Annotated in this window: 15 protein-coding genes and 1 CRISPR repeat array; of the genes, 2 read left to right on the top strand and 13 right to left on the bottom strand. The window is 43.0% G+C overall.

Annotated features, from left to right (window positions below; translation table 11 throughout):
- Window positions 1-62: 62 nt before the first annotated feature.
- Together cmk and M1G01_RS00820 are read right to left on the bottom strand one after the other, a co-directional pair.
- Window positions 63-737 (bottom strand): (d)CMP kinase, encoded by a 675-nt coding sequence (cmk, locus tag M1G01_RS00825; protein WP_000849409.1) that lies wholly within the window; start codon window positions 735-737, stop codon window positions 63-65.
- Between the two features lie 9 nt (window positions 738-746).
- Entirely contained in the window at window positions 747-1,256 is a 510-nt protein-coding gene (locus tag M1G01_RS00820) for an SAG1386/EF1546 family surface-associated protein (protein ID WP_000410193.1), read from the bottom strand.
- A gap of 45 nt (window positions 1,257-1,301) precedes the next feature.
- Between M1G01_RS00820 and M1G01_RS00815 the strand changes: the two genes are divergently transcribed.
- Entirely contained in the window at window positions 1,302-1,505 is a 204-nt protein-coding gene (locus tag M1G01_RS00815; protein WP_002874767.1) for a ferredoxin, read from the top strand.
- A 75-nt stretch (window positions 1,506-1,580) separates the two neighbouring features.
- Here the strand turns inward: M1G01_RS00815 and M1G01_RS00810 are convergent, their stop codons facing one another.
- The 6 genes from M1G01_RS00810 to M1G01_RS00785 form a co-directional block, all read right to left on the bottom strand.
- A complete protein-coding gene (locus tag M1G01_RS00810) occupies window positions 1,581-2,546 on the bottom strand; it encodes a glycosyltransferase family 2 protein (RefSeq protein WP_247930921.1) in 966 nt (321 codons plus the stop codon).
- A 1-nt stretch (window position 2,547) separates the two neighbouring features.
- Complete coding sequence (galE, locus tag M1G01_RS00805) at window positions 2,548-3,567, bottom strand: UDP-glucose 4-epimerase GalE (RefSeq protein WP_038805531.1); 1,020 nt, start codon at window positions 3,565-3,567, stop codon at window positions 2,548-2,550.
- 101 nt (window positions 3,568-3,668) lie between these two features.
- A complete protein-coding gene (locus M1G01_RS00800; protein ID WP_038805532.1) occupies window positions 3,669-4,772 on the bottom strand; it encodes an NAD(P)/FAD-dependent oxidoreductase in 1,104 nt (367 codons plus the stop codon).
- Between the two features lie 16 nt (window positions 4,773-4,788).
- Window positions 4,789-5,586 (bottom strand): Nif3-like dinuclear metal center hexameric protein, encoded by a 798-nt coding sequence (locus M1G01_RS00795; RefSeq protein WP_049479536.1) that lies wholly within the window; start codon window positions 5,584-5,586, stop codon window positions 4,789-4,791.
- The gene (locus M1G01_RS00790) at window positions 5,573-6,250 is read right to left on the bottom strand and encodes a tRNA (adenine(22)-N(1))-methyltransferase (RefSeq protein WP_125328234.1); all 678 of its coding nucleotides are present in this window, start codon (window positions 6,248-6,250) and stop codon (window positions 5,573-5,575) included. Before M1G01_RS00790 ends, M1G01_RS00795 begins: the two co-directional genes overlap by 14 nt.
- A gap of 207 nt (window positions 6,251-6,457) precedes the next feature.
- Window positions 6,458-8,794 carry a cation-translocating P-type ATPase gene (locus M1G01_RS00785; protein WP_247930920.1) on the bottom strand — a complete coding sequence of 779 codons (2,337 nt, stop codon included), beginning with the start codon at window positions 8,792-8,794 and terminating at the stop codon, window positions 6,458-6,460.
- Window positions 8,795-8,927: 133 nt separating this feature from the next.
- Between M1G01_RS00785 and M1G01_RS00780 the strand changes: the two genes are divergently transcribed.
- Window positions 8,928-9,677: a lysophospholipid acyltransferase family protein gene (locus M1G01_RS00780; protein WP_000500170.1), complete on the top strand. Its 750-nt coding sequence runs from the start codon at window positions 8,928-8,930 to the stop codon at window positions 9,675-9,677.
- A gap of 42 nt (window positions 9,678-9,719) precedes the next feature.
- Here M1G01_RS00780 and M1G01_RS00775 read toward each other — a convergent pair whose 3' ends face one another.
- From M1G01_RS00775 to M1G01_RS00755, 5 genes are all read right to left on the bottom strand, one after another.
- Entirely contained in the window at window positions 9,720-10,412 is a 693-nt protein-coding gene (locus M1G01_RS00775) for an alpha/beta hydrolase-fold protein (RefSeq protein ID WP_247930919.1), read from the bottom strand.
- Window positions 10,393-11,403 (bottom strand): ABC transporter substrate-binding protein, encoded by a 1,011-nt coding sequence (locus tag M1G01_RS00770; RefSeq protein ID WP_084853308.1) that lies wholly within the window; start codon window positions 11,401-11,403, stop codon window positions 10,393-10,395. Before M1G01_RS00770 ends, M1G01_RS00775 begins: the two co-directional genes overlap by 20 nt.
- Before the next feature lie 19 nt (window positions 11,404-11,422).
- Window positions 11,423-12,178, bottom strand: a complete 756-nt coding sequence (locus tag M1G01_RS00765; protein WP_061413492.1) for an ABC transporter ATP-binding protein — start codon at window positions 12,176-12,178, stop codon at window positions 11,423-11,425.
- A gap of 1 nt (window position 12,179) precedes the next feature.
- Window positions 12,180-13,226 carry a FecCD family ABC transporter permease gene (locus tag M1G01_RS00760; protein ID WP_247930918.1) on the bottom strand — a complete coding sequence of 349 codons (1,047 nt, stop codon included), beginning with the start codon at window positions 13,224-13,226 and terminating at the stop codon, window positions 12,180-12,182.
- A gap of 162 nt (window positions 13,227-13,388) precedes the next feature.
- Window positions 13,389-14,000 carry a CadD family cadmium resistance transporter gene (locus M1G01_RS00755; protein ID WP_000531728.1) on the bottom strand — a complete coding sequence of 204 codons (612 nt, stop codon included), beginning with the start codon at window positions 13,998-14,000 and terminating at the stop codon, window positions 13,389-13,391.
- A 298-nt stretch (window positions 14,001-14,298) separates the two neighbouring features.
- Window positions 14,299-14,918: direct repeats of the CRISPR family, unit length 35 nt; unit sequence GTTTTTGTAGTCTCCAAAATTGTGACCGATAAAAC.
- Window positions 14,919-14,936 lie beyond the last annotated feature (18 nt).

Genomic DNA, 14,936 nt, shown 5'->3' with positions numbered 1-14,936 from the left:
TTTTGAAACGCGCGCAAAAGAGAGAAAAGGAGCAGGCTTCATTCAGCCTGCTCCTCTCGCCCTTAGGACATATATTTTTTTGCTTCTGATTCGATTTTTTCAACCACTTCTTGGATACTTAGTCCAGTTGTGTCAAGGTAAACTGCATCCTCAGCCTGTTTGAGAGGTGAGGTTTCACGATGACTGTCCTTGTAGTCACGCGCAGCAATCTCTTCTTTCAACGTTTCCAAATCTGTCTCAATGCCTTTGGCAATATTTTCCTTGTAACGACGCTCTGCTCTTTCTTCAACAGAAGCCACTAGGAAAATCTTGAGTTCAGCTTGTGGTAAAACAACTGTCCCGATATCACGCCCATCCATGACGATACCACCTTGCTGAGCAATCTCTTGCTGGAGCGAAACCAGTTTCTCACGCACTTCAGGAATGGCAGCAATGCTTGAAACCTTGTTGGTCACTTCATTTTCACGAATCGGATGCGTAATCTCAACATCCCCTACAAAAACAAGTTGCTCACCTGTTTCTGAACGACCAAAACTAATGGGGTGTTGGTTAAGAAGCTCAAGAAGTTGGTCTACATTTCCTGCATCCAACTGGTGCTTGAGCGCTATATAAGTCGCAGCACGGTACATAGCACCTGTATCGAGATAAGTGTAACCAAAATCTTTAGCGACAATCTTTGCGACCGTACTCTTACCACTCGAAGCTGGACCATCGATAGCAATTTGAATTGTCTTCATGACCGACTCCTATCTTGTCTTAATCACATCACCTGGGTTGGCAAACCAAGATCCAGATGACATGTGAGAAGGATTTAGGGCTTCTAGCTGGGCAATGGAAATCCCTGCACGTTGAGCAAGAGCTGCTTCTCCCTCTCCAGGCTGTACTGTAAGTGTTCCTTCACCCTCTGTAGTATGTTCTTCCGAACTGCTCTGTGAAGGTGTTGATTCAGAAGAAGTTGTTTCCTCTACCTTGCTACTTGAAGATGATGATTCTTCCACTTTAGAACTTGAACTTGTAGAAGGAGACGATGCATCATAGAAGTCCTTCAAAGATGATGTACGATTGCTTCCACCGGTTGATAGGTAAATCAATACAACTACCATCGCTACAACAATTACAAAGAAGAGGCTAGCTAGAACTGTCAAGACACGATTGGCAACTACGCCTTTCCCTTTTTGTTTCCGGTGTCGACGCTCTGATCTTGTTTCTTCCTCATTGTTTTCGTAAATATCTTCTTGCCACGGTTCCTTTTCCATACCTTACTCCTTGTTTTTTTTTCATTTTCTTATTACAATATAAATATGAAAGTCACACTTATACCCGAACGGTGCATCGCCTGCGGGCTTTGCCAAACCTATTCTGAACTCTTTGATTACCATGATAATGGAATCGTTCGATTTTACGATGATCCAGTTGAATTGCAAAGAGAAATCGCTGAGACCAGCGATGTTCTGGAGGCCATCAAAAATTGTCCTACAAGAGCACTTCTAAAAGATCCATCGTAGGAAGCAGGGAATAAATATAATTGATTTTTTCTCATTTTTCCCACACCTACTAGTTTAGCATATTTCTAGGTAAAATTATAGTCTTTTTTGGTTATTTTTTCCTTCAACAATAGAAGGGTCACTTTTTTCTTTGACGAGATAGAGTGGTCTTTTTTTGGTCTCTAGATAAATCTTACTGATATACTTACCGAGAATCCCAATGGTCAGAAGTTGAATCCCTCCAAGAAAGAGGATGACAGCCATCAAAGACGTCCAACCAGATGTCGGATTTCCCAAGATAAGAGTCCGAAACACTACAAAAAATGTCATCACAAACGAAAGAAAACAAGATAGGAGTCCCGCTACAAAGGCTATACTCAAGGGAAAATCTGAAAAGTTAAGAATTCCTTCAATCGAGTAGAAAAAGAGTTGTCTAAAACTCCAACTGGTCTTGCCAGCCTGTCGTTCAACGTTTGGATAATCAAGATAGTGCGTTTTAAAACCCACCCAGGCAAAGAGTCCCTTAGAAAAACGATTGGATTCGGTCAGTGTTAAAATAGCATCTACCACAGACCTTCTCATCATGCGAAAATCACGGACACCTGAGGGCAAGGCTACTGGGCTGATTTTTTGCATGAGGCGGTAAAAGAGGTTCGCACAGAGACTACGGAAAAAGGGTTCTCCCTCCCGACTAGTTCTCCGTGTCCCAACACAGTCTATGTCTGCATTTTGGTCTAGTAAGGCTTTCATCTCAAGTAGCATACTAGGAGGATCCTGAAGGTCTGCATCCATCACGACCACCAAGTCTCCAGTTGCATGCTGCAAGCCTGCGTATAAGGCTGCCTCTTTCCCAAAATTTCGTGAGAATGAGACATAACGGACCGCAGGATTTTGCTCCCGATAGGCCTTCAAAAGCTCCAAGGTTCCATCGTTTGAGCCATCGTCTACAAAGACATATTCGACTTCTGCTCCCAAGTCAGGAAGCAGAGCTTCCACAGACTGATAAAAAAGAGGAAGTACTTCCTCTTCGTTTAGACATGGGACAATGATTGAAATCATCATCTTAGTCTTCAAATCCATTTGGATGCTTGCTTTGCCAACGCCACGCGTCTTCACACATTTGGGTGATGTCGAGTTCTGCTTCCCATCCGAGCTCTGCTTTGGCTTTTGCTGGGTCTGAGTAGCAGGCAGCGATATCACCTGGGCGGCGTTCTACGATGCGGTAAGGAATAGGACGTCCCACTGCTTTTTCCATATTTTGGATAATTTCAAGAACTGAGTAACCTTTACCAGTCCCAAGGTTATAAATGTTTAGACCTGAACCTTTTTGAAGTTTTTTCAAAGCTGCAACGTGACCTTTGGCTAGGTCTACAACATGGATATAGTCACGAACACCAGTTCCATCTTCTGTATCGTAATCATCTCCAAATACTTGCACTTGCTCTAGTTTGCCAACTGCTACTTGTGAAACATAAGGCAAGAGATTGTTTGGAATTCCGTTAGGATTTTCTCCCAAGTCTCCACTTTCATGCGCTCCGATTGGGTTAAAGTAACGAAGCAAGACCACATTCCATTCCGAGTCTGCTTTGTAAATATCCGTCAAAATTTCCTCAAGCATAAGCTTAGTGCGGCCATATGGATTGGTCACTGAAAGTGGGAAATCTTCCAAGATTGGCACTGTATGAGGATCTCCGTAAACTGTCGCAGAAGAACTGAAAATAATGTTTTTACAGTTGTTTTCTTCCATGACCTTCAAAAGACTAACAGTTCCAGCGATATTGTTGTCATAGTAGGCAAGAGGAATACGGGTAGATTCACCGACAGCCTTCAAGCCAGCAAAGTGAATGACTCCTGTTGGTTCTTCTTGTTTGAAAATGTCACGAAGAGTATCTGTATCACGGATATCTGCCTCATAGAAAGGCACTTCAACTCCTGTAATTCTTTCAACAACTTCTAAACTTTTTCGATTGCTGTTGACAAGGTTATCCACCACAACAACCTGATGACCTGCTTGGATTAACTCAATAACTGTGTGGGTTCCGATAAAACCTGCTCCACCCGTCACCAAAATCTTTTCTTGCATCTTCTTTCCTCGATTCTCGGATTATTTTTTCTTATTTTACCATTTTTGATAGGGAATGTCATTTGCCATCCTAGAGGGGAGGCTAAAATTTCAGTAAAATTCTATTCTCTTTTTACTCGTTTGACATAGTTTTCAATTGGGTAGTTTAGAGGGTCCAAGGTCAACTCCTTGTCTTGAATCAGTTGAGCTAAATGGTAACCGATGATAGGACCCGTTGTGAGGCCTGATGAACCTAGTCCACTAGCCGCATAGACACCTGCTAAGCCTGGCACCTGTCCAAAGAAAGGTGAGAAATCACTGGTGTAGGCACGGATTCCCACACGCTCACCCGATGATTTCGCTCCTGCCAAGGCTGGATAGTGAGGCAAGGCCGCATCCTCCATTTGTTGGAGCAAGCTTTCATCCACTGTCAAGTCAAATCCCATGTCATTTTCATGAGTAGCTCCTAGGGACAATTTCCCGCCTGCAAAAGGAATTAAATCCCACTCCCCTTCTGGCATGACAACAGGGTAAGCTTCCATGTCTTGGGTAAGTTGATAATCTCGGAGTTGTCCTTTTTGGGGACGAATATCTACTTCATAACCTAAAGGCTCTAACAGATGTCCCAACCAAGCTCCCGTCGCCAAAATAACCTGATCAAATACCTCTTCGTCAATCTGGTAACCTGATGCTAAAGGTGTCAGAGTTACTTTTTCTTTGACCAGTTTGACCTGACTAGCTTCTAGCAAACGAGTCACTAAGAGTTGACCATCTACTCTCGCTCCACCAGAAGCATAGAGCAGGCGGTCAAATGCTTGCAGACCAGGAAAAAACTCATTTGCAGACGCTTGGTCTAAAATGGCTAACTGGCCTATCAAGGGAGACTCTTCTCTTCGCTCTATGGCTAGTTGATAGAGTTCTTCTAGCTTGGATTCATCCTTTTTCAAGAGAAAAACTCCCGAACATTGGTAAAAGTCAATTTCCTGGCCAGACTTTTCTAAATCAGCCAACAAATCCACATAAAAGTCAGCCCCCAAGCGTGCCATCTTGTACCAAGCTTTATTACGGCGTTTGGAAAACCAAGGACTGATAATTCCCGCCGCGGCCTTGGTAGCTTGACCTTGTCCATGGTCAAAAACAATCACCTCTAGGTCACTTTCTTGTGAGAGGTAGTAGGCTGCTGTTGCTCCCACAATTCCTGCTCCGATAATAGCAACTTTTTTCATTGTTTTCACTTTCTAACTAGATATGGTGGAAAGGATTGGTCGATGCTTGACTAGGTAAAATATCAATGTCCCAGCCTTTCTCTTCCTTCCATTGAGTAAGAAGTGCTGCGACTCTTTCCACAAAAAGCACTTCTATATAGTGACCTGGGTCCAAGGCCAACAAGCCATCAGACAACATATCCTGGGCAGTGTGGTAGTAGATGTCACCAGTAATGTAGACATCTGCCCCCTTAGCTAAAGCATCCTTATAGAAAGATTGACCACTACCGCCACAGATGGCCACTCTTGAAATAGGCTTCTGCAAATCACTTTCTTGATAATGCACCATTCGAAGGCTATCTAGACCAAAGACTTGCTTGACATGCTGGGCCAATACCCCAAAAGGCTGAGGCTGAATATTCCCAATACGACCAATTCCACGTTCAGGGCCCGTTTCCTGCAGATAAGTCGTTTCCTCGATACCTAGCATTTGGCAGAACCAATCATTGAGGCCGTTCTCAACAATATCAATATTGGTATGGCTAACATAAACTGCAATGTCATGCTTAATCAAATCAATGTAAATCTGGTTTTGCGGACGGCTGGCTACCAAGTCCTTGATAGGACGAAAGATAGGCGCGTGCTTGACGATAATCAAGTCCACACCCTTTTCAATAGATTCAGCCACCGTCTCTTCACGAATATCGAGAGCAACCATGACCCTTTGGATATCCTTGTCTAGAGTTCCGATTTGCAGGCCACGACTGTCTCCCTCCATGGAAAATTCCTGAGGGCAAAAGGCTTCATATGCGTTAATCACTTCACTTGCTAGCATGGAGCACCTCCTTGATGGCTTGAATTTTATGAGCTAGAACTTGACGTTCTTCTCGATTTTTCTCTGGGATTTGGTCAAGAGCAACCTCTAACTTAGCTGCTTCTTTTTGCCATTTTTGGACAAATACTGGACTGACCTCTTTGGACAAGAAAGGTCCAAAGCGAAGGTCACTGGTTGATAGCTTCATTTGTCCCACTTCCACAACTAGAATCTCGTAGAATTTGCCAGCTTCTTCTAGGATGCTTTCTGCTACGATTTGAAAACCGTGGTCTTGTAGCCAGATGCGCAAGTCGTCTTCACGATTATTTGGCTGGAGAATCAAACGCTCTACATTAGCTAACTTGTCCAAGCCCTCTTCTAAAATCCTAGCAATCAAACGACCACCCATGCCAGCAATGGTGATAACCGACACTTGGTCTTCCTCTTCAAAGGCTGCCAAGCCATTGGCTAAACGAACTTGGATTTTCTCCTTTAGGCCGTGAGCCTCAACATTTTTAACCGCAGACTGGTAGGGGCCTTCCACAACCTCACCTGCAATGGCACTTTTAATTTGGCCTCTTTCGACCAACTCGATAGGCAGATAAGCATGGTCACTCCCCACATCTAGTAAAACGGCCCCCTGTGACACAAAGGACGCCACCAATTCTAATCTCTTTGAAATCATCTTCTCTCACTTTCCAAAACTCTGTTACCTCTTATTATACCACATTTCATACTCTTCAAAAATCAAATTCAAACCGCGTCAACGTCGCCTTGCCGTACTCAAGTACAGCCTGCGGCTAGTTTCCTAGTTTGCTCTTTGATTTTCATTGAGTATCAGCTAGCAATCTTGCACCTAAAAAGACCGCAATCCACAGATTGCAGTCTTTCTTTATTTTCTGGATTGGTAACGACTAGTTAGAATGAAAATCACGGTAAAGACCAACATCATGGCCCCATAGACAGGCAATGTTTGTCCAGTTAAGGTTGAAATTTCAAGCAACTTTTGGATCATTGGGAAAAGAGCTGTGGCTAGGAAGCCTCCTACTGACCAGACAATCAAGAGGACACGCCAGAGGGTAAATGGCATGCAGGCTCTAAATACGGATAAGAAACCAATTGACCCCAAGAGATAATAGAGTAGAGTTGAGATTTCTATCTCAGACCAGCCTTGACTCGCTCCAAATATTTTCACAAAAAGAACGCTGAACACGACCATGAGAGCGCTTGGTAGGGCACGAAGCATGGATCTTCTGAGGAAGTTTGGTTCAACAGGTTTGATATTTCTCTCAAAAGTCAGAACGAATGGTGGGAAACCTTCCACGAACTGGTCGACCATGGTAATCTGAATCGGAATGAAAGGGAAAATCAAGATCCATTCAGACCGTCCCAGAAGAGCACTGGCGATACAGATGACTGCGAGCAAGAAGGAATAGATGGTCTTTATCAAGAAAATCGGTGCGATGTGGGCGATGTTATTGACCACACGACGACCTTCAAAGAGAATCTCAGGAACATCATTAAAGTCTGAGTTCAAAAGAACCAGATTGGCAATCTGACGAGTCGCCGGATCTCCCTCCGCCATTACAATCGAACAATCTGCTTCACGAAGAGCCAGAATATCATTGACTCCGTCCCCTGTCATGGCCGTTGTATGCCCTGCTTTTTTCAGCGTTTGGATGATGAGTTTCTTTTGATGAGGGGAAACACGTCCGAAAATAGCTGTCTCTTCAGCCATGGCAATCAATTCCTCATCCGTGATTTTTGAACAATCTACATAGCTGTGATAGTCTGCAAAACCAGCCTTCTGGGCAATGCTGGAAACCGTGACTGGATTATCACCAGAGATAATCTTGAGGCCTACTTCCTGGGAACGAAGATAGTCTAGGGTCTCAGCCGCTCCTTCTCGAATCGGATCCAAGATCTCCAGCAGTGCCAAGGCTTGAATATCAGATGGTTTCTGGGGCTTGTGATGGTCTAGTTTTTCCTGACTGAGAGCCAAGACTAAGACACGTGACCCTCTCTCCAAGGCCTCTCTGGCTTCAGGGACTTCAGAGTCCAACAACATCTCAGGTGCCCCTAAAAAAACCGTCCCCAAACCTTCTAACTCCATAGCTCCCCACTTACGGTCGCTTGAGAAAGGAAGATTCGAAATCATAGGGTAAGCAACCTTTCCTTGGAAACGCTGGCGAATAGCCTGAGCTGTTGGATTTTTATCCTCACTATGAGCTATGTAGCTGGTCAGAATGTTAGTAATAGCCTCATCACCATAAGTTTCCGTCAGAGGAAGAACCGCCTCCACCTGCATCTTTCCTTGGGTGATGGTGCCCGTTTTGTCCAGACAGAGCATATCCACGCGCGCCAAGGTCTCGACAGAGTACATCTCCTGCACCAAGACCTTTTTCAAGCCCAGCTTAATCACCGCAGTCAAGAGCGAAGTAATGGTCAAAAGGGCGATTCCCTTAGGCAACATTCCCAAAAGGGCAGTCGATGAATTTACAACAGATGACTTGAGGGGCAAACCCTTTAAAATCAAGGCTTCTAGGAGGAGAGCTAGACCAAAGGGAATGATAATCTTCCCAGTAAAACCAGCTAGCTTGTCCAGCGATTTCATGATACGGGAGTTAATGGGTTTAACAGTCTTGGCTTCCAGCATGAGTTTGGAAGCATAGTTTTCTGCACCGACATGGTGAACTTGAGCCAAAACTGATCCACTGGCTAAGAAACTTCCAGACAAAAGCAAGGCGTCAACTTCTTTTTGCACCAAATCACTCTCACCCGTCAACATGGCTTCATTGACTTCCGCAAAGCCTTCTAAAACCTGCGCATCACTAGGAATCTGCTCCCCAGCCGACAGACGAATCACATCACCCAGCACCAATTCTTCTGGATTGATGGCAATATCCTGACCATCACGAATGGTTTTGACCTTTTCCTTGGTCATGAGGTTGAGCTTGTCCACCATGTGTTTGGCCCGTAGTTCGGTCACAATTCCAGAAAAAGCGTTAAAGCAGATAACAGCAAAGAAGACCAAATTGCTCCAAGCCTGCACAAAAGCTAGCGCCAAGGCAATGGCAAAGTTCAACGCGTTAAAAAGTGTAAAAACATTTCGTTTGATGATTTGCCAAGTACTGGTACTGGCTGATGCGGTAAAGTCATTGACCAAACCTTGAGCCTGTCTTTCCTTGACTTCTCTTTGGGTTAATCCCATTATCTTATTTTTATCCATAAATTCTATCATATCATTTTTTCTAGCAGAATTCTAATCCTATCCAAAAACTGTCCACTGAAAACTGAAAAAGTTTGCCAGTAGTCTTTCGATAAGGTATAATAATAAAAGCAATACAATCGAAGGAGTTCTCATGTTTTATACTTATTTGCGTGGACTAGTCATGCTGATCTTGTGGTCCATCAACGGCAATGCCCACTACCACAATACTGATAAAATCCCTAGTAAAGATGAAAACTATATCCTGGTCGCACCTCATCGTACCTGGTGGGATCCAGTTTACATGGCTTTTGCGACCAAACCAAAACAATTCATCTTTATGGCTAAAAAAGAGCTTTTTAACAACCGCATCTTTGGCTGGTGGATTCGTATGTGTGGGGCCTTTCCTATCGACCGGGAAAATCCTAGCGCCTCTGCTATCAAATACCCTATCAATGTCCTCAAAAAAAGTGACCGTTCCCTTATCATGTTTCCTAGTGGTAGTCGCCACTCGACAGATGTCAAAGGCGGAGTTGCTCTGATTGCCAAGATGGCTAAGGTCCGTATCATGCCAGTTACCTATACTGGTCCCATGACCTTGAAAGGTTTGGTTAGCCGTGAACGTGTCGATATGAACTTTGGAAACCCTATCGATATCTCAGACATCAAGAAAATGAATGATGAAGGGATTGAAATGGTTGCAGACCGCATCCAAGCTGAATTCCAACGTTTAGACGAAGAAACCAAGCAATGGCACAATGATAAAAAACCAAACCCACTCTGGTGGTTTATCCGCATCCCTGCCCTCATCCTTGCTGTGGTTGTTGGTATCCTAACGATTATCTTTACCTTCATTGCAAGCTTTATCTGGAATCCAGATAAGAAGAGAGAGTCTCTTGGTTAAAAAATACAATTATCCCTTGGCTTTTACCAAGGGATATTTCTTTTATGCAATTTTCCATTTTTGGGCCAACCAGTTGGAAAAGGCTAGAAAGCGCTCAGCCACTTGCTCATGATGCCCATAGGGATCAAAGACAAACTGACCAGTCGGATAACGTTTCTGAAGACTGGTATGGATCTGCTCAGCATAAACTGGTGCTTGAGCCAAGCGATTAGTATGATGGGCTCCTTCTGTTTGACCATTCTGTAAATACAGTAAACAATCTAAGTTTTTCACCCTTTCATCTTTGCAATAAGTCGTAAAATCAGGATACCAAAAGGAACCGCAGATAGAGAAGATACAGGAGACCTTGTCAAAATGGAAAAGACTGTATACAGCCACCAAACCACCTAGTGAATACCCTCCATAGGCAAGGCGATTTTTGTCCAGGCGATAAAGCGACTGCAACCTGTCTAAAAGACCTCCAAATAAATGATCATGATAGACCTTTGCCTGACCGCCAAAATCTGGAGTCCCCTCTCTCAGAGCAGCTGCCTTCCATGGAGTGTATTCATCTAGGCGATTTTTAGAGGTCAAGCCCACTAAAATCACAGATTCTGAAAGGGAAGAGAGGAAATCCAAGTTTCCATCATTCAAGAGAATCGCTGGATAGGTTTGGTTGGGATCATAGGCCGAAGGAAGGCTGACCTTGACTTGGATTCCCTCCCAATCAAACTCATTATTTATTGATAAAGTCATTGATTTTCTCAAGGGAATCAATCACTGCTGGACCATAGTCCATCAACTCATCGTAAGAAATGGTCATGATTTTTTGATTCTTAATTGCAGGAACATTTTCCAAAACTTCATTTGCCTTCATCAACTCTACTGCGTTGGCATCCAATTTTTTGTTGCGGTCACTAGTTACATAGATAATCAACTCCGGATCCATTGACACGAGATTTTCCAAGGTTAAGCCTGATGTTCCCGTTGCAACGTTTGTATAACCAAGTTGATTCAACAAGCTTTCTTGCAAAGCAGACTTGTAGGCACCAAAGGTTTCATCATTATAAGCAACCATAATCAAAGCCTTTTTCTTTTCACCTTGGCTTGTTGGATTTGCTTTCTTAACAGCGTCAATTTTAGCTTGTAATTGGGCTGCGTATTCATTAGCCTTGTCCTGAACATTGAAAATCATTCCAAGATTTTTGACATCTTCTACAATATTCCCCAAATCTTGCTGAATCGTTGAGAGAGAAGCTTTTTGTGTATAGACTGGGATTTTATTTTCATTCCAAGTGCTAACTGTCCCCAAGGATTTTTCAGAAAACATCATGTTTCGACCCATCACCGCATCTGGCTCATAAGAAAGGACTGTCTCTTGTGAGACTGTTTTTTTATCCCCAATTTGAGGAATCGTCGCAATCGCGTCCTTGTATTTGTCTGTTACAGCATTGTCCGGGTTGAGCATGCCAGCAATTTTATCCTTCAAGCCTAACTCCAACAAGATTTCAGTGGTTGAAAGATTGTTGGTGATAACTTTTTCAGGTGCCTTGTCAAAAACTTGTTCAACTTCATTTCCCTTAGCGTCATAGGTCTTGACCGTTAACGGATAAGTCGTCTCTGTGCTGGCCTTTTGACTTGTTTCTGTGCTAGACTGTGTGGTAGCTTTTTCTGTAGTAGTGTTACCACAAGCTGCCATGGTTAGGGTAGCTACTGTTACGAGTAAAATGCTTAGTGTTTTTTTCATTTTGTTTTCCTTTTCATTCTTATAAATAGTGAATCATGGCTTGCTGATCCTCAGTCCAAGTAACCTGACTTTGAACTCCGTATACAGTTTGCAATGACTCTGGGGTGATGGTCTCCTTTGGAGTCCCTTGGTAAAGGATTTCCCCCTCTTTCATCAGATAGAGATAATCCGAATAGCGACAAGCAAGTTGAATATCATGTAGGACAGCTAGAACATTGACCTTGAGATTCTTCACAATGGCCAACAAGTCTAGCTGATACTTGATATCCAGGTGATTGGTTGGTTCGTCCAGGAGCAAGAGAGTCGGTTCTTGCGCCAAGGCGCGGGCTAATAAGACTCGTTGTTTCTCCCCCCCTGACAGAGACGAATAGAGACGAGTTTTCTTCTCAAGCATATCCACCTTGACGAGAGCATCTTGAACGAGGGCATAATCTCTTTCCTTTTCCTTCTGTAAAAAAGAGAGGTGGGGAGTTCTTCCCAGCAAGACGATTTCCTCAACTGTACAATCAAATTGCAATTGATTAAACTGGGTGACGACCGCCATTTGCTTGGCTGTTTCTTTGAGTGACCAATGCTCCAGAGACTTTCCATCTAGGCTTATCAAGCCTTTGTCCGCCCTTTCCTGACGATAGAGGAGTTTAAGCAAGCTGGTTTTCCCACTTCCATTTGGTCCTAGTATCGTGTGAAATTGATGCCCCTCAACCTTAAGAGAAACTCCTTTGAGGATTTTTTTCTCTCCTAGTCCAAAGTGGACATCCTGACAAATCAAGTCCATATCAGGCCCTCACCTCCCTTCGCCTACCTCCAACAATGTAGATAAAGAAGGGAGCACCTACTAAGGCTGTGAAAATACCAATCGGCAGCTCAGCATTGGGAATGATGACACGAGAGAGTACATCTGCCCAAATAACAAAGAGGGCACCCAGTAAGGTCGCAACGGGAAAAAGTCTCCTGTAATTCGTTCCTACTAACCCTCGAGCTAAGTGGGGAGTAATCAGACCAACAAATCCAATAATCCCACAAGTTGCCACTAAGACTGCTGTCAGCACAGCCACCATGGTCACATAAAGATACCAATAAAAGCGTAAGGGAATCCCCAACGTTAAAGCAGCCTCATCTCCCATCATCATCGCATTAAAAACACGATACTGAGTAGAGAAAAATAGAAAGGCCAATCCTACTACTATAGTTGGCAAGACTAAGTCAGACCAGTTAGTTCCGGCAAGCGAACCCATGGTCCAAAACTTAATGGTCATCACACTGTCAGCATTAGCGCCGACTGAGATAATAAAATTGGAAAATGCCAGAAAGAGAGCATTGACCACAGTTCCTGATAAAATGAGACTAGAAGTCGTCATCCTGCCCTGCATAGAGGCAATGATGAGGACAGCAATGGTTGCCAAAATAGCTCCAAGAAAAGCGCCAAGGCTAATCATCACTTTTAAACCGAGAATGATGCTCAAAGTTGCCCCTAGAGTTGCACCCGCAGAGATACCTAAGACATAGGGCTCTGCAATGGGGTTGTTCACTGTGGACTGCATCACGCTACCACACATAGAAAGACCTGCCCCTACTATCAAGCCTAACAATACTCGGGGGAACCTCATATTCCATACAATGGCAAGAGTAGACTTGGAAACCTCTCCTATCTCAAGAGGAAATCCTAACCTGCTCAAAATGATTCGATAGGTATCTCCTAGATCAATCGCAACGGACCCCATAGAAACAGCTAGAAAGAGGGAAATCCCTAAAACAGCTAACAAAATACCTAAAAACAACACAAATTGCAGGTCCCGTCGGCTTCCAGAAAATTTGGAAAGCATGCAAACCTCCTTTGATAGAATCTTAAAAATTTAGAAAATTCTCATAAAAAGTATACCATATTTCTATTAGATGGACAAGGATAGAGACATATATAGAAAAAGCCCTCTGAAGTCAGAGAGCTGATTTGAGCTCGGGCTATAATCCTAGTGAAACAAAAAAATCTACACGATCAGAAAAGTCTCTATCGTGCCATTTTCATACATGATGTATAGTCCAAGTAGAATGAATACTATGGGCACAATGATTCGCTCGTATTTTTCAATTGTCTCGAATATTAACGGAATAGAGGATAACATCCGACTAATCTCGCAAAAGATAATTATGCCGATTACAAACACAAGCAACGCCACGAGGGTCTGTGACCAATCTAACGAAGCAAAATAAGGTATATAGATACCTAAATTATCTCCGCCAGACGCAATTGTCAGCAATGTAACTGTCCAAAACAGTTGATTTGCCTTGCTTTGTTCTAATCTTTCAATAATTTCTTCCTCTTCTTCCTCACCTTCTCCAACAATTGCAAAGCGAATCCCTAAATAGATAGGGATTAAACCAAGCAATCCAACCATCCATTCTTCAGGCACGAAATTAACGACATAAGCAGCAACTAAACTCGCCCCTACAAGTAAGCCTGTTCCTAGATATTGCCCCGCATAAATATGCCATTTCTGTTTATTCTGTGATAGCTGTGCAAATAAAATAATTAAAATAATTAAATAATCGATACTGGTGGAAATATAAACACCAATAGCAGATATGATTGTCTGTCCCATAAAAACCTCCTGTATTAGTTAGTAATAAATCAGCAGATTTTAGGAGAGCACAGACACATTAATTTAGCTATCGCTAGTGGGTAATGTCGAACGTAGGAAAGCATTTTACTCCTCCTCAAAACGTAGTTACAAAGTAATTTCTAACTGGAATTCGGTGACTACTTCCATGTAAAGTATAACATACTATACTTTACTTCGTAAAGTGTGGGCTCTCCGAGGGGGCTTGCAGACAGTTACTCGGCTTGAAAAGCCGAGTAACTGCGCACCATCATGGTGTCATTAGCTGATACCATTTGAGGTTTTTGTAGTCTCCAAAATTGTGACCGATAAAACAAGTAGCAAGAGACTGATCAGCTTAGATGAGTTTTTGTAGTCTCCAAAATTGTGACCGATAAAACAAAAAGGGGGTAAAAACTAAGCGATTTTGAGTTTTTGTAGTCTCCAAAATTGTGACCGATAAAACAACCCTTGCTTGTCTGCTCAGGTTGAGCAGGTTTTTGTAGTCTCCAAAATTGTGACCGATAAAACCAGGAAAGGACTTAGTTCGTCAAAATCTTGGTTTTTGTAGTCTCCAAAATTGTGACCGATAAAACCTGTCCTTGGTGCACAGCTATTTCGCATTAGTTTTTGTAGTCTCCAAAATTGTGACCGATAAAACTCAGAGAATGAATCGCTTTTTATGTATCAGGTTTTTGTAGTCTCCAAAATTGTGACCGATAAAACTATAACTGTCAGAACTGTCGAAAGACGGATGTTTTTGTAGTCTCCAAAATTGTGACCGATAAAACAAGTAGCAAGAGACTGATCAGCTTAGATGAGTTTTTGTAGTCTCCAAAATTGTGACCGATAAAACAACCCTTGCTTGTCTGCTCAGGTTGAGCAGGTTTTTGTAGTCTCCAAAATTGTGACCGATAAAACCTCAATAAAAAAGCTCGC

It is taken from the genome of Streptococcus oralis, from assembly GCF_023110055.1.
GTDB lineage: Bacteria > Bacillota > Bacilli > Lactobacillales > Streptococcaceae > Streptococcus > Streptococcus oralis_BY.
This window is presented reverse-complemented; position numbering and strand designations above follow the sequence as displayed.

Coding starts and splice junctions, on each gene's coding strand:
- cmk (WP_000849409.1), bottom strand. CDS start 737: ATGAAGACAATTCAAATTGCTATCGATGGTCCAGCTTCGAGTGGTAAG.
- M1G01_RS00820 (WP_000410193.1), bottom strand. CDS start 1,256: ATGGAAAAGGAACCGTGGCAAGAAGATATTTACGAAAACAATGAGGAA.
- M1G01_RS00815 (WP_002874767.1), top strand. CDS start 1,302: ATGAAAGTCACACTTATACCCGAACGGTGCATCGCCTGCGGGCTTTGC.
- M1G01_RS00810 (WP_247930921.1), bottom strand. CDS start 2,546: ATGATGATTTCAATCATTGTCCCATGTCTAAACGAAGAGGAAGTACTT.
- galE (WP_038805531.1), bottom strand. CDS start 3,567: ATGCAAGAAAAGATTTTGGTGACGGGTGGAGCAGGTTTTATCGGAACC.
- M1G01_RS00800 (WP_038805532.1), bottom strand. CDS start 4,772: ATGAAAAAAGTTGCTATTATCGGAGCAGGAATTGTGGGAGCAACAGCA.
- M1G01_RS00795 (WP_049479536.1), bottom strand. CDS start 5,586: ATGCTAGCAAGTGAAGTGATTAACGCATATGAAGCCTTTTGCCCTCAG.
- M1G01_RS00790 (WP_125328234.1), bottom strand. CDS start 6,250: ATGATTTCAAAGAGATTAGAATTGGTGGCGTCCTTTGTGTCACAGGGG.
- M1G01_RS00785 (WP_247930920.1), bottom strand. CDS start 8,794: ATGGATAAAAATAAGATAATGGGATTAACCCAAAGAGAAGTCAAGGAA.
- M1G01_RS00780 (WP_000500170.1), top strand. CDS start 8,928: ATGTTTTATACTTATTTGCGTGGACTAGTCATGCTGATCTTGTGGTCC.
- M1G01_RS00775 (WP_247930919.1), bottom strand. CDS start 10,412: ATGACTTTATCAATAAATAATGAGTTTGATTGGGAGGGAATCCAAGTC.
- M1G01_RS00770 (WP_084853308.1), bottom strand. CDS start 11,403: ATGAAAAAAACACTAAGCATTTTACTCGTAACAGTAGCTACCCTAACC.
- M1G01_RS00765 (WP_061413492.1), bottom strand. CDS start 12,178: ATGGACTTGATTTGTCAGGATGTCCACTTTGGACTAGGAGAGAAAAAA.
- M1G01_RS00760 (WP_247930918.1), bottom strand. CDS start 13,226: ATGCTTTCCAAATTTTCTGGAAGCCGACGGGACCTGCAATTTGTGTTG.
- M1G01_RS00755 (WP_000531728.1), bottom strand. CDS start 14,000: ATGGGACAGACAATCATATCTGCTATTGGTGTTTATATTTCCACCAGT.